The organism is Methylobacterium sp. Leaf117, from assembly GCF_001422985.1.
Taxonomy (GTDB): Bacteria; Pseudomonadota; Alphaproteobacteria; order Rhizobiales; family Beijerinckiaceae; genus Methylobacterium.
Window position 1 is genome coordinate 585,006 of record NZ_LMNL01000012.1, and the last position, 20,775, is coordinate 605,780.

The window sequence follows — 20,775 nt, forward strand, 5'->3', positions numbered from 1 at the left end:
GGATGTGCCTGCCGGCCGAACACCCGTTCGAATCCTGGCCGCGACAGCCCGCGTTTCCCCGCCGACCCACACGGCGCGGCGTCACCCGCGGGCCCTTGGTGGTCGAGACACAACATGGCCGCTCTCTCCCCTGACTGCCGGTGCCCGGCGATGCCGCCCGGTGCCATCGGGGGAGCCGCATGGCTCGCGGTGCTGACAGCGGTGCCGACCCTGATCTTGCAACCGGTCGTCGTCCTGGCCGAGGCGGCGGCCGACGGTATCGTCCTGGAGGAACTCGCGGTCGCGGGTGAGTCCCGTAACGCCGTGCCGTTCGCCGGGTCGGCTCCGCCCGGGTCAGCGCTGGGCGTGATCGAGCAGCCGGCGGGAGCGGCCGCGAACCGCATCGCGGGGCCCGGCACCATCGTCGAACGTGCGGCGACCAGCATTGGATCGGTGCTCCTCGACAGCCCGGGCGTCAGCGTGCGCCAGGGCAATGGCGGCCGCGACGTCGTCATCTCCATCCGCGGCAACAATGCCCGGTCCACCGGCGTCATCCGCAACATGGTCGTGCTGGAGGACGGATTCGTTCTGACCCAGCCGGACGGCGCCTCGCGCTTCGACCTCGTGGACCCGCGTGCCTACGGACGCATCGACGTGTTCCGGGGGCCGCAATCGGCCCTGTTCGGCAACTACGCCACCGGCGGCGCCCTCGCCTTCCGCACCCGGACCGGGCGGGAGATCGACGGTTATGAGATCGGCACCGATGCGGGCAGCTTCGGCTCCCTGAGCAACGCCTTCACCGTCGGCGGCGTCAGCGGGCCCATCGAGATCAGCCTGTTCGCCAGCAATGTGCGGGCGGATGGCTATCAGGACCACAGCGCCTACGACACGCAGACCATCAATGTGCTGGCGAGCTACACCCCAACGCCGGACAACCGCTTCACGCTGAAGGTGATCAACAATCAGCTCAGAACGGAGCTGCCCGCCCGCTCCTCCCTCGACCAGTACCGGCTCAACCCCTATCAACGCGGCTGCGCCGTCGCTGCGACGGCGGCGCCGGGCTGCACGCTCACGAACCTGCTGCGCAACGGGGCCTTCGGCGCCACCGTGCCGGTCACCGCCCCCGAGGGCGCGTTCGGGCGCGACGATCGACGCACGGTCGTGGCTCTGCGCTGGGAGCACGATTTCGAGGGTCAAACCACCTGGCGGACTCAGCTTGGCTTCGACGAGCGCAACTTCGATCAGCCGTTCTACACCTCGGCCTTTCGCGGGTCCTATCCGTCCCTGACCGTCCTCACCGATCTGACGAGCCGTTACGATCTGATGGGTCGACCGGCAATCGGATACATCGCCTTCAACACTGATATTCTTGTCAACCATCTCACCACCTTCAACCGCACTCTGGGGCAGGGTCCCGCCCTGGGAGCGCAGATCGGCGATCTCCGCGGCGACCAGAGCAATCTCGGCGGCCGCGCCCGCACGGAGGTGGCCCTGTCCGAGTCCTGGATCGGCATTCTCGGGTTCAGCGCGACGAACACCACCATTACCGGGCGGAACGTCGCCTACGGTTACAGTGCGACCGGCCGCACGGCGGCGGTGATCGACGCCTCGCGGAGTTTCCTCAACGTCGCACCGGAGCTTGCTCTGGTTTTCCGAGCGGGGGAGCCCTGGAGTATCCGCGCCCGGGTCGCTTCGGGCTACGCGACGCCGACGGGCAGCAATCTCTTCGTCACGAGCGCCGGCCTCCCTGGCAACAACACCCAACTCCAGGCACAGGAGAACCTCGGCTTCGATCTCGGGGCCGACTGGACGCCGGCGGCATCCCTGCGCGTCAGCCTCACGGGCTTCTACGAGTTCTTTCGCAACGAACTCCTGTCGCAAGCTCCGGGCGGCGGACGGTTGAGCTCCTTCGTCAACGCACCGGCCTCCGAACATCGCGGGCTCGAACTCGGCGGCGAATGGGCCTTCGCCCCCGGTTGGCGCGGAACGCTGGCCTATACCTTCGACAACCAGATCTACACGCGCTTCTCCGAGTCGGTGAGCACGGGAGCGTTCGCGGCCCGCCTCAATCGGGCCGGAAAGTTCATTCCCGGAGTTCCGCAGCACCAAGTCCTGGCCCGGGTGGGGTACGAGCAGGTCGGCGGCCTCTTCAACGGGGTCGGGGCCTTTCTCGAAACCGTGGTGCAGGACGGCGTCTTCATCGACAATGGAAACCAACTCAGGGTGCCGGGCTACGCCCTCCTCAACGCCAATCTTCACTACGCGACGGACTTGGCGGGCGGCTACGCCAAGCGCCTCAGCCTCTATCTTGAGGTTCGCAATCTGCTCGACAGAACCTATGTCGCGTCGGCCCAGAACCTTGCCAGCTCGCTCAATCGCGTCACAGGTTTGGAGAGCGGCGCGGATGTTCTCTCGGCCACCACGGGCTCGATCTTCGCCGGAGCGCCGCGCAACGTCGTCGGCGGGATGAAACGGTCGTTCTGACGGTCCGGATCTGTGGGCCCCAGCATCGACAGAAATGCTTATTATTGAGGCACTTGCTGCGCCTAAATGGCCGGATTGCGCTTGGGCTCCGAAATTTTGAGCCGGATCGGAGCCATACAAGCGCCGTACCGACGGGGTTGCCTCCTACCTGAGCAACCTATCGCGACGTCTGAATGAGCAAGTGCCGAAGACGGCGTCACGGTCGATCGTCCTCACGACTCCGCGGACGTCAGACGGGTTGGCCGGCGGTTTGCATTCACGGCTTCGTCAGCCGCTGGCTCCCCCAGGAAACCTCCCGTCGCATGTTTGCTCCAGTCTCTCGTTGGTCGAAGTCCCGCCTCCTCGCAGCGGCCCTGCTGTCCGGCGCGATGATGCCTGCCGCTCTGGCCCAGGGCGTCCTCAAGATCGGCATGACCGCCTCAGATATCCCGTTGACGACCGGTCAGGCCGACAATGGCGGCGAGGGCATGCGGTTCATGGGCTACACCGTCTATGACGGGCTGATCAATTGGGACCTCTCCTCCGCAACGAAGCCGTCGGTGCTGGTGCCGGGCCTCGCCACCAGCTGGACCGTCGATCCCGCCGACAACACCAAGTGGACGTTCAAGCTGCGCGAGGGCGTGACCTTTCATGACGGCTCGCCCTTCACGGCGGAGTCGGTGGTCTGGAACCTCGACAAGCTCTTGAAGACCGACGCGCCGCAATTCGATCCGCGCCAGTCGGCCCAGGGACGCTCGCGCATCCCGGCCGTCGCCAGCTACCGCGCCATCGATCCGACCACCCTCGAGGTCATCACCAAGAACCCGGACGCGACGCTGCCCTACCAGATCGCCTGGATCATGATCTCGTCGCCGGCCCAATGGGACAAGCTCGGCAAGAGCTGGGACGCGTTCGCCAAGACCCCCTCGGGTACGGGTCCGTGGAAGCTGACCCTATTCGCCCCACGCGAACGCGCCGAAATGGCGCCGAACAAGGAGTACTGGGACAAGGCACGGGTGCCGAAGCTCGATAAGCTGGTGCTGGTGCCGCTGCCCGAGGCCAATGCCCGCGTCGCAGCCCTCCGGTCCGGTCAGGTCGACTGGATCGAGGCGCCCCCGCCGGACGCCGTCGCCTCGCTCAAAGCTGCCGGTTTCGGCATCGTGACCAACGCCTACCCGCATAATTGGACCTGGCACCTCTCACGCGTCGAAGGCTCGCCCTGGAACGACATCCGCGTCCGCAAGGCGGCCAACCTCGCCATCGACCGGGAAGGCATGAAGGAGTTGCTCAACGGTCTGATGATCCCGGCGCAAGGCTTCATGCCGCCGGGCTCGGCCTGGTTCGGCAAGCCCACCTTCAAGCCGACCTACGATCCGGAGGCCGCCAAGAAACTGCTGGCCGAGGCCGGCTACGGCCCCAACAAACCCATCGTCACCAAGATCCTGATCGCGCCCTCGGGCTCCGGCCAGATGCAGCCTCTGCCGATGAACGAATTCATCCAGCAGAACCTCGCGGATGTCGGCATCAAGGTCGAATTCGAAGTGGTCGAGTGGAACACGCTGATCAACCTGTGGCGCGCCGGCGCGAAGTCCGACATGTCGCGCAAGGCGACGGGCATCAACTTCTCCTACTTCATCCAGGATCCCTTCACCGGTTTCATCCGGCACCTGCAATGTAACCTGGCGGCGCCGAGCGGTACCAACTGGGGCTATTACTGCGACCCTGAGATGGACAAGCTGTTCGATCAGGTCCGCACCACCTTCGATCCGGCCGAGCAGACCAAGGTCCTGGAGAAGGTCCACGAGAAGTACGTCAACGAAGCTCTGTTCCTGATGGTGGCCCACGACACCAACCCGCGCGCCATGAGTCCCAAGGTGAAGGGCTTCGTGCAGGCGCAGAACTGGTTCCAGGACTTCTCGCCGATCTCGATGGGCAAGTGATGCGACGGGTCATGGGCTGAACACGCCTCCCTCCCCCTTGCGGGGAGGGATTGAGGGTGGGGGTGGTTGGGTGACCCTCACGGTGCGAAGGCCGGCGGAGCTACCTCCACCTCCAACTCCTCCCCACAGGGGGAGGAGTGCCGCGTAACCCGAGAGGAAATTCGGATGCGCTCATGCTGAAATTCATTGTCCAGCGCCTGCTCACCGTCACGCCCGTGGCACTCGGTGTGAGCGTCGTCTGCTTCATGCTGGTTCACCTCGCCCCCGGCGACCCCTTGAGCGCCGTGCTCCCGGTGGACGCCACGCAGGAGACCATCGACGCCATGCGGGCGGCCTACGGCTACGACAAGCCGTTGCCGGTGCAGTACGTGATCTGGCTCTGGCACGTGCTCCAGGGCGACCTCGGCACCTCCATCGCCACCGGCCGTCCCGTGGTGCAGGAAGTCGGCCGGGCGGTGGTCAACAGCCTGATTCTGGCCTCCGTGGCGACGCTGATCGGCTTCACCTTCGGCTGCCTGTTCGGCTTCGTCGCCGGCTATTTCCGCAATTCGATCCTGGACCGGCTCGCCTCGGCGGTCTCGGTCTTCGGGGTGAGCGTGCCGCATTACTGGCTCGGCATGGTGCTGGTGATCGTGTTCTCGGCCCAGCTCGGATGGCTGCCGCCGACCGGCGCCGGCCCGGATGGCTCGGGTAACTGGCGACCCGATTTCGACCATCTGCGCTACATCATCCTGCCGGCCCTCACGATGTCGGTGATCCCCATGGGTGTCATCGCCCGCACGATCCGCGCCCTGGTCGGCGACATCCTCGCCCAGGACTTCGTCGGCGCGCTCCGGGCCAAGGGCATGAGCGAGTTCGGCGTGTTCAAGCACGTGGTGAAGAACGCCGCGCCGACGGCACTCGCCATCATGGGCTTGCAGCTCGGCTACCTCCTCGGCGGCTCGATCCTGATCGAGACCGTGTTCGCCTGGCCCGGCACCGGCTTCCTCCTGAATGCCGCGATCTTCCAGCGCGACCTGCCGTTGCTTCAGGGCTCGATCCTCGTCCTGGCAATGTTCTTCGTCGCCCTCAACCTCATCGTCGACGTCGTGCAGACGGCACTCGACCCGCGCATCGAGAGGGGCTGATGGCACTCGCGACACAGGCCGCAGCGCCGGTCCTCGACATTGCCGGCGGAGCCGCCCCGGCCCCGGCCGCGGCGGACGCCTTCGTGCCCTCGCGGGGGTTCTGGGGACAGGTCGGCCACAAGCTCCTGCGCGATCCCGTGGCGATGGTGGCCGCCTGCATCATCCTGGCGATCATCGCCATCGCGGTGCTCTCGCCCTGGATCACCCCGATGGACCCGTATCGCGGCTCGATGCTGCGGCGGCTGAAGCCGATCGGTGATGCGACCTACATCCTCGGCTCCGACGAACTCGGCCGCGACATGCTGAGTCGCCTGATGCTGGGCGGCCGCCTGTCGCTGTTCATCGGTGTGACGCCGGTCATCCTGGCGTTCATCATCGGGTCCGCCATCGGGATCCTGGCTGGCTATGTCGGCGGCTGGGTCAACACCGTCCTGATGCGCACGGTGGACGTGTTCTTCGCGTTTCCCTCCGTGCTGCTCGCCATCGCGCTGTCGGGGGCGCTGGGGGCCGGCATCTTCAACTCGATCGTATCGCTGACCTGCGTGTTCGTCCCCCAGATCGCTCGGGTGGCCGAGAGCGTGACGACTCAGATCCGCGCCCGGGACTACGTCGACGCGGCCCGGCTGTCGGGCGCCTCGACCCTGACGATCCTGCGCGTGCAGGTCCTCGGCAACGTGCTCGGGCCGATCTTCGTCTACGCCACCAGCTTGATCAGCGTATCGATGATCCTGGCCTCGGGCCTGTCCTTCCTGGGCCTCGGGGTGAAGCCGCCGGAGCCCGAATGGGGCCTGATGCTCAACACCCTGCGCACGGCGATCTACGTGAATCCGATGGTCGCGGCCCTGCCGGGACTGGCCATCTTCATCGTCTCGATCTCGTTCAACCTGTTCTCCGACGGATTGCGGTCTGCCATGGAGGTGAAGGCATGAGCATGACCATCGGCAGCCCCACCGTTCCGCTCGCCCGCGACCGGGGGGGGCCGGCTCAGCCGCTTCTCACGGTCGACGGCCTCGTGAAGCATTTTCCGGTCAAGAAGGGCTTTGGCGGCGCCAAGGCCGTGGTACGCGCTGTCGACGGCGTCGATTTCGCGATCCTGAAGGGGGAAACCCTCGGGGTGGTCGGCGAATCCGGCTGCGGAAAATCGACCACCGCCCGGCTGATCATGGGCCTGATCGCACACGATCAGGGAAACCTGCTGTTCGACGGCGAGCGCATCGGCAGCCGTGCGCTTCCGCTGCGCGACTTCCGCGCTCAGGCCCAGATGGTCTTCCAGGACAGCTACTCCTCCCTCAACCCGCGCATGACCGTCGAGGGCTCGATCGCCTTCGGCCCGCGGGTGCACGGGGTGCCGAAGCGGCAGGCCATCGAGCGCGCCCGCAGCCTGCTCGCCCGGGTCGGGTTGGAGCCGGCGCGCTTTGCCGCGCGCTATCCGCACGAACTCTCCGGCGGCCAGCGCCAGCGGGTGAACATCGCCCGCGCACTCGCTCTCGAGCCGCGTCTCGTGGTCCTCGACGAGGCCGTGTCCGCCCTCGACAAGTCGGTGGAGGCACAGGTGCTGAACCTGCTGATGGACCTGAAGCAGGAGTTCAACCTCACCTACCTGTTCATCAGTCACGACCTCAATGTCGTGCGCTTCATCTGCGACAGGGTGGCGGTGATGTATCTCGGCCAAGTGGTGGAGATCGGGCCGGCGGACACGGTGCTGGCGGCCCCCGCCCACCCCTACACGGCGGCCCTCCTGTCCTCGATGCCCTCGATGGACCCGGATGCGCGCACGCAAGTGGCGCCGCTCGCCGGCGACCCGCCGAACCCGATCGACCCGCCCGCCGGGTGCCGCTTCCATCCGCGCTGCGCGCTGGTGGAGCCCGTCTGTCGCGGCACGGTTCCGCCGTTGGACGCCCTCGATTCCATCCATCGGGTCGCCTGCCTCGCTCGCCAGCCGAATTCGGGGCATTCCCTGGCACAAGCCCGGAGGGTCGCCGCATGAGCGCATCCGAACCCGCGGTCGCGATCCGGGGTCTGACGGTCGTATTCGGCGGCGTGGTCGAGGCCGTCGACGGCGTGGACCTCACTCTGGAGCGCGGCCAAGCTGTAGCGCTGATCGGTGAATCCGGCTCCGGCAAGAGCGTGACCCTGCGGGCGATCATGCGCTTGAACCCGGAGCGCAAGACCAGGATCGGCGGCGAGATCCGGGTCGGTGGCGCGGACGTCATGGCGATGTCGCCCAAGGCCCTGCGGGCGTTGCGCGGCCGCGCTGTGGCGATGATCTTCCAGGAACCGCTGCTGGCCCTCGACCCGGTCTATACCGTCGGCCAGCAGATCACCGAGGCAATCCGCCAGCACGAGCGGATCAGCGCCGGGGCGGCACGCCAGCGTGCCTTGCAACTGTTCGAGCGGGTGCGCATTCCGAGCCCGGAGCGGCGCCTCGACGCCTATCCACACGAGATGTCGGGGGGCATGCGCCAGCGCGCGATGATCGCCCTGGCGCTCGCCTGCCGACCCCAGGTCCTGCTCGCCGACGAACCGACCACGGCGCTGGACGCCACGGTGCAGATCCAGATCCTGCTGCTGCTCCGCGAGTTGCAGGCCGAACTCGGCCTCTCAACGATCTTCGTCACGCACGATCTCGGCGCCGCCGTGGAGGTCGCCGACCGGATTGCCGTCATGTATGCCGGCCGCATCGTCGAGGAAGGCTCCGCCCGTGACGTGGTGCTGAATCCACACCATCCTTATACGATCGGCCTCCTGCGCAGCCGCGCCGACGGAGCGCTCGCCAAGGGCACGCGCCTCAAGACGATTCCGGGCAGCCCTCCCGATCTGGCCAATCGCCCGCCGGGCTGCCCCTTCGCGCCGCGCTGCTTCCTGGCGGAGGAACGTTGCCGGATCGAGGCGCCTGCTTACGTGGACGTGAAGCCCAGCCACCGCGCCGCCTGCTGGCGCACGGACGTGGCGCACGCGGCCTTCCAGGCGGACAAAGCACCGGTGCTGGAAGGGGTTTCGTAACGCGAACTTGAGGTCACAGGCCTGCCGTCTCTGGGCAGGCGGCGTTTGCAGGCAGAGAGAGAGCTTCGTGCCAATGCGACCGTGAAACATGGCGCATCGTCATTCCGCGGCGGCGCAGGCGAGCCCGGAATCCAGAGCCGCCGACGGCGTAAAATCTTGCACGACCTGCGTTTTTGGATCCCGGGCTCCGCTCCGCGGGTCCGGGATGACGTAGCGCTACGCGTAGGTTTCGACAGGCAAATCGGTCGATGCGATCGCTGATCCCGCGTGAGGAACGCCGCGGCGAATGTCAGTCTGCGAGGGCGATCCGCCCCGGACCTCCGACGTCACCCCAGCCGCAAGCCAGCCCTCGCCTTGCGCCGCTGGAGGTATAGGCTTGTCCCCAGCGCCAGACTGATCACTGCCAGCGACATGCCGGTGGTAAGGGTGCCGAGCGCATAGATCTCCGGCGTGGTCACGGTGGTGGTGAGGCCCTGCAGTTCCAGCGGCAGAGTATTGCGGCCGCCGATGGCTTGGCTGGTGCGGGCGAGTTCATCGAAGGACAGGGTAAAGCCGAACAGGGCGACGCCGACCAGGGACGGCCCCAGGATCGGTACCACCACGTGGCGCAGGGTCTGGGAACCGGTGGCGCCAAGATCACGGGCGGCCTCTTCGTAGGCCGGATCGAACCGGTTGAAGACCGCAAACATGATCAGAAGACCGAAGGGCAGCGTCCAAGTCAGGTGCGCGCCCAGCGCCGAGGTGTAGAGCCCCATCAGGGTGCCGTGCTCCTGCAGCCAGCCCCAGCCGGTCGCGGCCGCGGCCCAGTTGACGGCGTCGTCGAGGAGACGGAATTCCAGGCCGATGCCGAGGGAGACCACGATGGACGGCACGATCAGGCTCGCCACGGCAATCGTGAACAGCATGCCCTCACCCCGGAAGCGCTTGCGGAAGGCGAGGCCGGCGTAGAACGCGATCACGACGGTCAGTCCCATCACCACGAGGCCGAGGCGGAGCGAGCGCCACAGCGCCCCCCAGATGTCGACGATGCCGAGGCCCGCCCAGAGCTTTCCGAACCAGTGCGTCGAGACGCCGTTCATCGGAAAGGTCAGGCCACCCTGCGGTCCCTGAAAGCTGAGGACGAGGATGGTCAGCGTCGGCCCGTACAGAAAGGCGACGAACAGGGCGAAGAACGCCGCTAACGCGTAGAAGGCCGGGGAGCGGGGCCGGTCGCTCAACTCAGAGTTCCTTCCGGAGGTCGATCAGGCGGGTCATCGCCACGATCATCAGCATCACGGCGCCGAGCAGCACCACGGCATTGGCAGCCGCCGCCGGCAGCTGCAGCGCGGACATCTGGACCTGGATGACCTTGCCGACCGAGGCGATCTGCTGGCCGCCCATGACGCCGACGGTGACGAAATCGCCCATCACCAAGGTGATCACGAAGATCGACCCGATGGCGATGCCGGGTTTGGCGAGCGGCACTACCACGTTCCAGAGAGTCTGCCATCCGGTGGCCCCGGAATCATAGGCCGCCTCGATCAGCGAGCGGTCGATGCGCGCCATGCTGTTGAAGATCGGCACGATCATGAAGACCGTGTTCAGGTGGACGAAGGCGAGCACCACCGAAAAGTCGGAATACAGCAGGCCCTCGATCGGGGCCCGGATCAGGCCCAGTCCCATCAGCGTGTCGTTGACGAGGCCGTTGCGGCCGAGCAGTGGAATCCAGGAGATCATCCGGATCACGTTCGAGGTCCAGAACGGAATGGTGCAGACGAGGAACAGCGCCATCTGCATCGTCTTCGAGCGGACGTGGAAGGCGACGAAATACGCCACCGTGAAGCCGATCACGAGGGTGCAAGCCCAGGTCAGGGCGCAGAACTTCAGGGTCGACAGGTAGGTTCGAACGGTGGTGCAGGCATCGGCCGTGTTGAGGCAGCCCTCGAACACGTCGATGTAGTTCTGCACCGTGAAGGCCGGGATGATCTCGTATTCGTTGTACGACCAGAAGCTGACGATCAAGGTCAGCGCCAGCGGCACCACGAAGAAAACCAGGAATACCAGCGCCATCGGGGCGGCCTGAAGATAAGCCAGCACCCGGCGCCGACGCATCTTGGCCGTGAGGCTTGTGGTCGATGCCGATTCGGTCGCGGTGTTCGCGATGGCGGGGAGGGCGATGTCGGTCATGGCTCAACCCTCGTGAGACACCGATCCCTCACCCCTTGCGGGGGGAGGGGGCCTGCGGAGCAGGCGGGAGAGAGCAACGTCACACGCCCCGCTCACGCGGCGATGAACTCGTTCCACTTGCGGACCATGTAGGTGTTCTCGTCCATGACGGCGTTCCAGCAGGCGACCGAGCCCATACGGGTCTCGAAGGAGCCGCCGTCGCGGGTGGCGCCGGCCTTCTCCAGCACGCTGCCATCCGGCCCCTTGATGTCCTTCTCGGCGGGCTTCCCCTCCATCCAGTAGGCCCACTCGTAGGGTTCCATGTTCGCCTTGGCGGTCTCCAGCACCGCCGAGTAATAGCCCTGGCGGTTGAGGTAGGCGCCGGCCCAGCCGGACAGGAACCAGTTGATGAAGTCGTAGGCGGCGTCGAGCTTGCGGCCGGTCAGAGTCTTGGGCAGGCCGAAACCCGTGGCCCAGGCGCGGTAGCCTTCCTTGAGGGGCTGGTAGGTGCAGGCCACGCCCTGGGAGCGCACCTTGGTGACGGCGGGCGACCACATCGACTGGATCACCGTCTCGCCCGACGCCATCAGGTTCACGGATTCGTTGAAGTCCTGCCAGAAAGCGCGGAACTGACCGGCGCGCTTGGCCTCGATCAGCACCTTGATGGTGCGATCGATCTCGGCCTTCGTCATGTTGCCCTTGTCGGGATAGGTGTAATCGCCGGTCGCCTCGATCACCATGGCGGCGTCCATGATGCCGATGGACGGGATGTTGAGGATCGAGGCCTTGCCCTTGAACTCGGGGTTCAGAAGTTCCTTCCAGCTCGAGATCGGGCGCTTGATCAGGTCGGGTCGAATGCCCAGCGTGTCGGCGTTGTAGGTGGTCGGGATCAGCGTGATCCACTCGGTGGCCGAACCGGCGAAATTCTTCGAATTTTGTCCCTCGAGGTAGAATACCTTCTTGGGGGCCGTACCCTGGTCGCCGATCTTTTTGCCTGCGACTTCTCCCTTGGTGAAGACGGGCGTGATGTTGTCAGCCTGCTTGATCCGGCGGGCATCCATGCCCTGGATGTTGCCCGACGGGATCAGCTTCTTCAGGCTGAAGAATTCGGTATCCAGCAGGTCGAAGGAGTTCGGCTGCGTCACCACGCGCTTCGTCACCTCGTCGGTGACGACGGGGATGTACTCGATGGTGATCCCGAGATCCTCCTTCACCTTCCGGGCGATGTCGCCCGACTGGTTCACGGCGGTGCCGAGGTAGCGCAGGGTCACCGGCTCGGCGGCGATCACGTTGGGAAAGCCCGTGATCGGACCGGCACCGAGTGCCAGTCCGGTGGCACCCGCACCCTGGAGGAGGGTGCGGCGGCTCAGCTTGATCGTGGTCGTCATGCAGGGTCCTCTACGGAACGGAGATCGGGTCAGGCACCCAACCGGTGGGCGGCATCGGCATCCCAGCCGAGCGGCACGGTCTGGCCGAGGGCGAGGGGGTGCCCAGCATAGGCCGCATCGTCGATGACGGCCGTGAGCGGCGTGGCGCCGGTGCCCCCGACCCCGTCCGCCTCGAAGCCCACATGCACGCTGGTGCCCTGATACTCGACCGAGACGACGCGGGCCGGCACAGCCTCCGGACCGGCATCCGGACCGAGGCGCATCCGGTCGGCGCGCACGGCGACCTCGGTCGCATCGGGCAGGCGGATGATGTTGTGGCCGCCGATGAAGCGGGCGACGAAGGCAGTGGCGGGGCGCTCGAACACGTCGCGCGGGGCCGCCGCCTGCTCGATGCGCCCGCCATTCATCACAACAACGATGTCGGAGAGGGCCATCGCCTCCTCCTGGCTGTGGGTGACGTGGATGAAGGTGATCCCGAGTTCGGCCTGTAGCCGCTTGAGCTCGGTCCGCATCCGCACGCGCAGGAACGGATCGAGGGCCGACAGGGGTTCGTCGAGGAGCAGAACCTTTGGTCCGGTGACCAGCGCGCGGGCGAGGGCCACGCGCTGCTGCTGGCCACCGGAGAGCTGGGCCGGCAGACGTTCGGCCAGATGCGCCATCTGCACGAGGTCCAGCATCGCCAGCGCCTTGGCGCGGCGCTCGGCCTTGGCGACGCCCCGCATCTTCAGGCTGAAGGCGACGTTGTCGCGGCAATTGAGGTGGGGGAACAAGGCGTAGCTCTGGAACATCATCGCTGTGCCCCGCTCGGCCGGCGTGGCATCGCCCACGGCGCGCGGACCGATGACCACGTCGCCGCCGGACACGGTCTCGTGGCCGCCGATCATCCGCAGGGTTGTGGTCTTGCCGCAGCCGGAGGGGCCGAGCAGGCAGCAATAGGCGCCCGAACGGACCTTCAGGTCTATGCCATCCACCGCAACGGTGTTGCCGTAGCGTTTGGTCAGGCAGATCAGCTCGACGTCCATGTTGGCCTCCCGATGCGTGTCCAGCAAGCCGCGGGCCAGACGCTATCTGATTCGCCCCGGATGTCGCGGCGTTCGATCAGGACAACGGCGCGGATTGAACAGCCCGGTCGATCACCCGGCCTTGCCCGAAAGCGCCGGTGATCCGCCCATCCTCGGCGACGATCTCGCCGCGCGCGATGGTCATCACTGGCCAGCCCGTCACCGCGAAGCCCTCCCAGGGCGTGTAGTCCGAACCATGGTGGAGGTTCGCCTGCCGGATCGTCTCGCGGCGGTTCGGGTCCCACAGCGTCAGGTCGGCATCGAACCCGACGCCGATCGAGCCTTTGCGCGGGTAGAGACCGTACAGTTTGGCGTGGTTCGTGGCGGTCAGTTCCACGAAGCGGTTGAGGGAGATGCGGCCGGCCGAGACCCCCTCCGAAAACAGGATGGGCAAGCGGGTTTCGATACCCGGGATGCCGTTCGGAACGTAGCGGAAGGAGGTCCGGCCCTTCGCGGTCAACTTGCCGGCCGGATCGTCGTAGCGGAACGGGCAATGGTCGGACGAGACCACGTCGAACAGGCCGGACTGGATGCCGCGCCAGATCGCCGCCTGGTTGGAGGCCTCGCGCGGGGGCGGCGAGCACACGTATTTTGCCCCCTCCATCGGGTCGTCGGAGCCGAGACCCTTCATGTGGTCGGCCGTCAGCGTCAGGTACTGCGGGCAGGTCTCGGCGTGGACCTTCAGGCCGCGCCCCCGAGCCCAGGCAATCTGCTCCATCGCCTGCTCGCCTGAGACGTGGACGATGACGATCGGCAGGTCGACAAGTTCGGCATGGGCGATCGCTCGATGCGCCGCCTCGCGCTCGACCAGTTGCGGCCGGGACAAGGCATGGCCGAAGGGGCGGGTCTCACCGGCCTTCTCGAGCCGCTCGGTCATGTACCGGATGGCGTCGTAGCCCTCCGCGTGGACCATGACGCGCGCGCCCTCGCGACGGGCGAGGTCGAAGACGTCGAGGATCTGGCGGTCGTTCAGGACGAGGTCGTCATAGGTCATGAAGACCTTGAAAGACGTGTAGCCCTCGGCGATCAGGGCTGGCAGCTCCTGCCCCAGCACCGCGGGGGTCGGGTCCGAGACGATGAGGTGAATGGCCACGTCGATGTGACACTGCCCTTCCGCCAGCGCCCGGTAGGCGTGCGTCGCCTCCCGCAGCGATGCACCGCGCGGCTGAAGCGCGAACGGCATCACGCAGGTGTTGCCGCCGGCCGCCGCCGCCCGGGTCGCCGAGGCGAAATCGTCCGCCATGACGATACCGGGGCCAGATGCCTGCGCGATGTGGACGTGGCTGTCGATGCCGCCGGGCAAGACGAGGAGGCCGGAGGCGTCGAGGGCGCGGGCCGCATCGGTGATGCGCTCGGCCACCGCCGCGATGCGCCCATCGCGGATCCCGAGATCCGCGCGAAACGTGTCGCTGGCGGTGACCAGGGTGCCGCCCCGGATGGCGAGGTCGAACGCGGGCATGTCTCAGGTCCTCACGCGGGCGATGATCGCCACCGGCCCGCCGCCATCCGGGCCCTGGTGCTCGGCGCCGCCCGAGACGAAGAGGTCGGTCCGCCCGATCGCAGCGGCGGCAACCCCACCCACGAGGGCGCGGGCGTGCCGCGTGGCGTTGATGTCGCTGTCATCGTTCATGATGTGGCGCCGCCCGCGGATCAGCCCGTCTCGTGAGGGTTCGGCCTTCGCCAACAGGGCGACGACGCGCTCGGAATCCTCGGAACTCAGTTGGCCCGCAGCGCCGAACCCAAGATCCGCCAGCACGCCGAGGATCGCAGAGACATCGATGCCGTCGCGCATGACCCGGTGGGCGATGGCGTAAGGGCCGGCCCAACCCAAGGCGTTGCCGAGGACGATGATCTCGTTGCGCATCAGCTCGATGCCGGCCGAGGCGCTGGCACGGCCTGAGAACAGGTCCGGCCGCACGCCGATGACCGCGTCCGACAGATGTTCGGCCGCCACCTCGCCGAGGGCGAGCGCGATGCCGAGCGCCGAGGCGCCGCGCGACAGCCCCATCGACGCATAGGTGTCGTGGGTGGCGACGTCATGGCCGCGCGCCGCGGCGGCCTGAATGCGCGCACTGGTGAGGAGCGGGCATTTAACCTGGACGAAATGGACGTCGTCGGGACCGTCGATCCCGGCCCGGGCCATGGCCAGAGCGACAGCATCGGCCGTCGCCCGCACTTGCGCCATGCGGCCGATCTCCTCGGGCCGAAAATCGGCGGTGAAGGCGGTACCGACGGCGAGCGCCGTCGCACCGGGGATCGGGGCATCGCCGCGACGGCCGAGAACCAGCAGGTGAGGGGACAGGCCGCCCTCCGTCCCACCCGACATCACCAGGGCGATACGCGCGCCGACATCGTCCGGCGAGCAGCCGATGGCGCCGGCCAGAGCGGTTTCCAGCGCCATCACGGCGAGCTGGCGGGTGAAATCGTTGACGCAGCCGTTGCCCTCGGTCTTGCCGAAGATCGCAACGATCTCCGACGCCGCGAGGGCTCCGGACGCGATGAGGTCCATCACACCCGAGACATCGGCGGGATGCCGCGTCGGCACGCGGAAGACGAGACATTCGGGCATGGGACGATCGGATGAGAGCGGGAACGGACCCATAGGCTAGGCCGACCGAACGACCCACGCGAGTGCTGGTTTGCGCACGCCGCGCTCCCGAACCGGCAACGGCGATCGGAGCCGGAACGGTATGGCTCTTGCCGATACGGCGGAGCCGGGTGCGATCGGCGCTCGATGCAAAGCGGGGCGAAGCCCTGGGGCTGGGGGCATCGGTCGTGCGCGGTTTGTGGCTTTCGAGGCGGCACTGATGGCGCCGGTTTGTCCGATCTGACCATGCGGGCGGCAATCCATCCGTTCCTTCGTCCGAATGACCGATCTGTGGGATTTGTTGGCATTGGTCTTGCCACGTCGGATTTCGAGGGGTCCCAACGCCGCCCGGCGGACGAGACCTCCCGGCCGCAATGCCATGGAGCGCGTACGCATGACCCATTCGACGATCAGCCGACGTGGCGCGCTCAAGCTGGGGACCGCCGCTGCCGCAAGCGCGGTGGCCATGCCGTTCTTCGCGCGCAACGGCCTCGCCGCCGGTGAGCCGATCAAGCTCGGGAGCCTCCTCGACGGCAGCGGCGCCCTCGGCCTGGAAGGCAAGCGGATGATCGAGACCACCGAATACGCGGTGGACCTGATCAACAAGGCTGGCGGCCTACTGGGTCGGCCGATCAAGATCTTTGCCTACGATACGCAGTCGAGCATGCAGCTCTACACCCAGTACGCCCAGCAGCTGGCGTTGAAAGAGAAGGTCGACGTCATCCAAGGCGGCATCACCTCGGCGTCGCGCGAGGCCATCCGGCCGATTTTCGGTCGTTCCAAGACCCTGTACTTCTACAACACCCAGTACGAGGGCGGCGTCTGCGACCGCAACGTCTTCTGCACGGGAACCACGCCGGCCCAGACGGTCAACCACCTCGTCGACTACGCGCTCAAGACCTGGGGCAAGAAGGCTTACATCATCGCGGCGGATTACAATTACGGGCACATCACCGCGAGTTGGATGACGAAGTTCATGAAAGAGGGTGGCGGGTCGGTCGCCGGCACTGACTTCTTCCCCCTCGACGTGACGAACTTCTCCTCCGCGATCAGCCGGATCCAGCAGGCCCAGCCGGACCTCGTGCTCTCGGCCTTGGTCGGCGCCAACCATTCGGGTTTCTACCGTCAATGGGACGCTGCCGGCATGAAGAGCCGGATTCCCGTCGCCAGCTCGGTCTTCGGGCTGGGCGACGAACTCACCACCATGGACGCCTCGACCACCAACGGCATCGTCACCTGCTACGGCTGGTACAACGACCTGCCGGACGCCCGGAGCGTCGAATTCGTGAAGGGCATGCAGGCGAAGTTCGGCGCCGATGTCACGGATCTCAGTGAACTCGACACCGCCACCTATGACGGCATCATGCTCTGGGCCGAGGGCGTGAAGAAGGCCGGCTCCCTCGACCGCGACAAGGTCCTCGCCGCCCTTGAATCCGGCATCTCCTACGAGGGGCCGACCGGCAAGGTGACCATGGACGGGGCGACCCATCACACCATCCGCAACACCTACCTGGCCCGGCCGAAGGACAAGAAGTGGGAGATTCTCGCGAGCTTCCCGGAGCAGTTTCCCGCCGACACGGCCGGCGCCTGCGACCTCCTGAAGAATCCGAAGACCAACAAGCAATTTACCCCTGACCTGAAGGGTTGAGAGCCGAGCATGGCGCCCGATCTCGTCGGCCTTTTATCCTTCAACGTCCTGGCGGGCATCGCCACGCTGGCGCTGATCACCCTCGGCCTCGGGGTGATCTACGGCATGATGCGGATCATCAACCTCGCCCATGGCGAGTTCATGATGCTCGGGGCTTACACAGCGGTCGCCGCCACCGATGCCGGCCTCAACATCTGGGTCGCCATGCTGGTGCTGCCGCCCCTGGTGGTCGGTCTCATCGGCCTCGTCCTCGAGCGCACCGTCATCCGCTTTCTCTACGGGCGCATGATGGACACGATGCTGGCGACCTGGGGCATCAGCCTCGGGCTCATCGGCCTCGTGACGTCGGTCTACGGCAACGTCGTTCGGGGCGTGTCCACGCCGGTCGGCAGCTTCGAGATCGGACGCTACGGCGCGAGCCTCTACAGCCTGGTCATCGTGGCGGTGGCCTGCGCGGCGCTGGCCGGATTGTACCTGCTGCTGCGCCTCACGAAGTTCGGACTGATCCTGCGCGCCACCATGCAGAACCCGCGGATGGCCGCTTCCCTGGGGGTCTCGCCGGACCGGATCTACATGGCGACCTTCGCCCTCGGGGCGGGCCTCGCCGGTCTCGCCGGCGGCGTGCTCGCACCGATCTCCGGCATCTCCCCGGCCATGGGGGCGGCCTACATCTCGCGCGCCTTCATCACCGTGCTGGGCGGCGGCCCGGCGATCATCACCGGCACGGGGCTCGCATCTACCCTGTTCGGGTTCATCAACGAACTCGTCTCGTTCAAGACCACCCCCGTCATCGGCGATGTGGCCCTTCTGGTCGCCGCAGTCCTGCTCATCCGGGTGCTGCCCCAGGGGATCACCGGCCGCTACCTGAGGCGCAGCCTATGACCCGTCCCCCGTCGCCGCTCCGCGCCCTGGCTCGTCCGGCGGCCCTGAGCTTCCTCGCCATGGTCGCGTCGGGTGCCGTCATCCTCTTCGGCGCACCGCACGTCCTCGACACCTTCGGCCTCGTGCAGATGACGAGCTTCGTGGCCCTGGCGATGTTCGCCCTCAGCCAAGGCTTCATCTGGGGCTATGGCGGCGTGATGTCGTTCGGACAGGCCGCCTTCCTGGGGCTCGGAGGCTACGCCTATGCCATCGCGGTCCTGAACCTGGGCGACTCGACCCTGCCGGTCCTGCTCGCCATCGTGGTGCCGATGCTGTTCGCGGGACTGCTCGGCTACTTCATGTTCTACGGCCGGATCTCGGACGCCTATATCGGGGTGATCACCCTGACGGTCTCGGTCATCCTGTTCCAGCTCGTGAACACCACCTCGGGCAGCCAGTACCGGATCGGAGAGGCCGAACTCGGGGGCTTCAACGGCATCCCGGCCATTCCCGCCCTGAACCTGCCGGGCGACGCGGGAAACCAGCTTGATCCGGAAGGCATCTGGTACGCCGCAATGGGCAGCCTGATCGTCGTCTACGTGGTCCTGCGCGCCATCCTGGCGAGCCGGTTCGGCCGGGTCGTCGTGGCGATCCGCGAGAACGAGACCCGGGCGCAGCTCATCGGCTACGACCCGCGCCTCTACAAGCTCCTCGCCTTCATGATCTCGGCCGGCATCGCGGGCCTCGCCGGCTGCCTCTTTGCCAACTGGGGCGGCTTCATCAGCCCCACGGTGTTCGGCCTGACCATGTCGGCCCAGGTCATCATCTTCGTGCTCGTGGGTGGGCTCGGCACCCTCCTGGGGCCGATCCTCGGGGCGGTCCTGATCCAGTGGCTGACCATCGAGGCCGGCTCCCAGAGCGTCATCGATTCCAATCTTGGCCTGGGCGCCATTCTCGTCATCTTCGTGCTGCTCATCCCGCAGGGGCTGGTCCCGGTCGCCCGCAACCTCCTCCAGCGCGCCGGCGCCTCTCTGACCGGACGACGACTGAGGACCAAGCCGATCGGACCGGCTCCGGGTGCGGCGCTTGCCGGGGAGGTCCACCGATGAGCATGGCGCCCATGCCGAACCCCATCCGCCCCCTGCTGGAAGCGAAGGGCGCCACCATGCGCTTCGGTGGCGTGACCGCCGTCAACGCGGTCGACTTCGTTCTCGGCGAGGTCGAGCTGCGCTGCCTGATCGGCCCGAACGGCGCGGGAAAGAGCACCTTCTTCAAGATGCTCACCGGCCAGCTGACCGCCAGCGCGGGCAGAATCCACCTCCGCGACACCGACATCACAGCCGCGCACCCGCACGAGATCGCGCGCCTTGGGGTCGGCATCAAGACGCAGGTGCCCAACGTCTTCAACGGCCTCTCGGTGCGCGAGAACGTGTTCGTCGCCGCCGGCCGCAAGAAGTCCCTCGCGCGCACCCGCGCGATCGTCGAGGAGACGCTGACCCGCCTGAAGCTCACCGAGATCGCCACGCGCCTCGTCGGCCAGCTCGCCCACGGCCAGCGCCAATGGGTCGAGATCGCCACGGTGCTGGCCCAGGAACCCGAGCTGATCCTCCTCGACGAACCCGCCGCCGGGATGACCAAGGAGGAGGTCGAGCGCACCGCCGCCCTGATCCGCGAGATCAACCGGACCCACGCGGTCATCGTGGTGGAGCACGACATGCCCTTCATCCGAATGATCGCCAAGACCGTGACGGTGTTCAACCAGGGCCGGATCCTGATGGAGGGGGATGTCGACGCCGTGCTGGCCGACACCCGCGTCCGCGACGTCTACCTGGGCAAGCAGGCCGCATGACCGCTCCGCTCCTGAACGTCCACGACCTGCATGCCGGCTACGGCCGCATTCCGATCCTCGGCGGCGTCTCGCTGCATGTCGGCGAGGCCGAATTCGTCGGCATCCTCGGCCATAACGGCATGGGCAAGTCGACCCTGCTGCGGACGCTCACCGGCAACCTGCCCGCCACCGCCGGATCGATCACCTTCGATGGGCGCGACATCACGCGCCTCTCGCCAACGGCCAGAGCCCGAGCCGGAATCGGCTACGTGCCGCAGGGGCGCGAGATCTTTCCGGCGCTCAGCGTCCACGAGAATCTGCGGATGGGGTGCCTTCTCGGTCCGGAGAAGGAGGACGCCACGATCATCGACATCCTGACTCTCTTTCCCCGCCTGAACGCCTATCTCGACCGGCCGGGCGGCGCCCTCTCGGGGGGCGAGCAGCAATTGCTGGCGCTGGCCCGCTGCCTGTGCGGATCGCCCCGCATCATCCTCCTGGACGAGCCCACGGAAGGCATTCAGCCCTCGATCATCGAAGAGATCATCGAGACGCTGCAGGCGATCGGTCGGCAGCGCGGACTCACGGTACTGCTGGTGGAGCAGAACCTGAACTTCATCGCCTCGCTCTCGCAGCGCGTGCTCATCCTCCAGAAGGGCCGCATCACCCGCGAGGTGCCGCCCGACATCGCCCGCGACCGGACGATGATCGACGAGTTCCTGGGCATGGCCTGAGGCCTGCCCATCTG

General features: G+C 66.9%; 17 protein-coding genes. 11 read left to right on the forward strand and 6 right to left on the reverse strand.

Going from position 1 to position 20,775, the window contains the following annotated elements; translation table 11 throughout:
• Nucleotides 1–114 precede the first annotated feature (114 nt).
• The 6 genes from ASF57_RS09605 (at nt 115) to ASF57_RS09630 (ending at nt 8,512) form a co-directional block, all read left to right on the forward strand.
• On the forward strand, nt 115–2,463 hold the full coding sequence (locus ASF57_RS09605; protein ID WP_244476879.1) for a TonB-dependent receptor: 2,349 nt from the start codon (nt 115–117) through the stop codon (nt 2,461–2,463).
• 368 nt (nt 2,464–2,831) lie between these two features.
• Nucleotides 2,832–4,382 (forward strand): ABC transporter substrate-binding protein, encoded by a 1,551-nt coding sequence (locus ASF57_RS09610; RefSeq protein WP_244476894.1) that lies wholly within the window; start codon nt 2,832–2,834, stop codon nt 4,380–4,382.
• Nucleotides 4,383–4,555: 173 nt separating this feature from the next.
• A complete protein-coding gene (locus tag ASF57_RS09615) occupies nt 4,556–5,509 on the forward strand; it encodes an ABC transporter permease (protein ID WP_056183962.1) in 954 nt (317 codons plus the stop codon).
• A complete protein-coding gene (locus ASF57_RS09620; RefSeq protein WP_056183960.1) occupies nt 5,509–6,438 on the forward strand; it encodes an ABC transporter permease in 930 nt (309 codons plus the stop codon). The genes ASF57_RS09615 and ASF57_RS09620 overlap by 1 nt, the downstream gene beginning before the upstream one ends.
• On the forward strand, nt 6,435–7,496 hold the full coding sequence (locus ASF57_RS09625) for an ABC transporter ATP-binding protein (protein ID WP_056482371.1): 1,062 nt from the start codon (nt 6,435–6,437) through the stop codon (nt 7,494–7,496). The genes ASF57_RS09620 and ASF57_RS09625 overlap by 4 nt, the downstream gene beginning before the upstream one ends.
• On the forward strand, nt 7,493–8,512 hold the full coding sequence (locus tag ASF57_RS09630) for an ABC transporter ATP-binding protein (RefSeq protein ID WP_056482374.1): 1,020 nt from the start codon (nt 7,493–7,495) through the stop codon (nt 8,510–8,512). The genes ASF57_RS09625 and ASF57_RS09630 overlap by 4 nt, the downstream gene beginning before the upstream one ends.
• A gap of 326 nt (nt 8,513–8,838) precedes the next feature.
• Here ASF57_RS09630 and ASF57_RS09635 read toward each other — a convergent pair whose 3' ends face one another.
• From ASF57_RS09635 to ASF57_RS09660, 6 genes are all read right to left on the reverse strand, one after another.
• Nucleotides 8,839–9,729, reverse strand: a complete 891-nt coding sequence (locus ASF57_RS09635; protein ID WP_056482377.1) for an ABC transporter permease — start codon at nt 9,727–9,729, stop codon at nt 8,839–8,841.
• Between the two features lies 1 nt (nt 9,730).
• A complete protein-coding gene (locus tag ASF57_RS09640) occupies nt 9,731–10,678 on the reverse strand; it encodes an ABC transporter permease (RefSeq protein WP_056482383.1) in 948 nt (315 codons plus the stop codon).
• Between the two features lie 92 nt (nt 10,679–10,770).
• Nucleotides 10,771–12,045 carry an extracellular solute-binding protein gene (locus tag ASF57_RS09645; protein ID WP_056183949.1) on the reverse strand — a complete coding sequence of 425 codons (1,275 nt, stop codon included), beginning with the start codon at nt 12,043–12,045 and terminating at the stop codon, nt 10,771–10,773.
• Between the two features lie 29 nt (nt 12,046–12,074).
• Nucleotides 12,075–13,067, reverse strand: coding sequence for an ABC transporter ATP-binding protein (locus ASF57_RS09650; protein WP_056482809.1), 993 nt, complete (start codon nt 13,065–13,067; stop codon nt 12,075–12,077).
• A gap of 76 nt (nt 13,068–13,143) precedes the next feature.
• Nucleotides 13,144–14,565, reverse strand: a complete 1,422-nt coding sequence (hydA, locus tag ASF57_RS09655; protein WP_056482386.1) for a dihydropyrimidinase — start codon at nt 14,563–14,565, stop codon at nt 13,144–13,146.
• 3 nt (nt 14,566–14,568) lie between these two features.
• A complete protein-coding gene (locus tag ASF57_RS09660) occupies nt 14,569–15,675 on the reverse strand; it encodes a ring-opening amidohydrolase (RefSeq protein ID WP_056482389.1) in 1,107 nt (368 codons plus the stop codon).
• A 412-nt stretch (nt 15,676–16,087) separates the two neighbouring features.
• Here ASF57_RS09660 and ASF57_RS09665 point away from each other — a divergent pair, with 412 nt between their 5' ends.
• Genes ASF57_RS09665 through ASF57_RS09685 form a run of 5 tightly spaced genes read left to right on the forward strand, consistent with a single transcriptional unit; the run spans nt 16,088 to nt 20,761 of the window.
• Nucleotides 16,088–17,341: an ABC transporter substrate-binding protein gene (locus ASF57_RS09665; protein ID WP_056482812.1), complete on the forward strand. Its 1,254-nt coding sequence runs from the start codon at nt 16,088–16,090 to the stop codon at nt 17,339–17,341.
• Nucleotides 17,342–17,350: 9 nt separating this feature from the next.
• Nucleotides 17,351–18,223 carry a branched-chain amino acid ABC transporter permease gene (locus ASF57_RS09670; protein ID WP_056183941.1) on the forward strand — a complete coding sequence of 291 codons (873 nt, stop codon included), beginning with the start codon at nt 17,351–17,353 and terminating at the stop codon, nt 18,221–18,223.
• Nucleotides 18,220–19,311, forward strand: coding sequence for an urea ABC transporter (locus tag ASF57_RS09675; RefSeq protein ID WP_056482392.1), 1,092 nt, complete (start codon nt 18,220–18,222; stop codon nt 19,309–19,311). The genes ASF57_RS09670 and ASF57_RS09675 overlap by 4 nt, the downstream gene beginning before the upstream one ends.
• Nucleotides 19,308–20,051: an ATP-binding cassette domain-containing protein gene (locus ASF57_RS09680; protein ID WP_244476880.1), complete on the forward strand. Its 744-nt coding sequence runs from the start codon at nt 19,308–19,310 to the stop codon at nt 20,049–20,051. Before ASF57_RS09675 ends, ASF57_RS09680 begins: the two co-directional genes overlap by 4 nt.
• Entirely contained in the window at nt 20,048–20,761 is a 714-nt protein-coding gene (locus tag ASF57_RS09685) for an ABC transporter ATP-binding protein (protein WP_056183936.1), read from the forward strand. The genes ASF57_RS09680 and ASF57_RS09685 overlap by 4 nt, the downstream gene beginning before the upstream one ends.
• Nucleotides 20,762–20,775 lie beyond the last annotated feature (14 nt).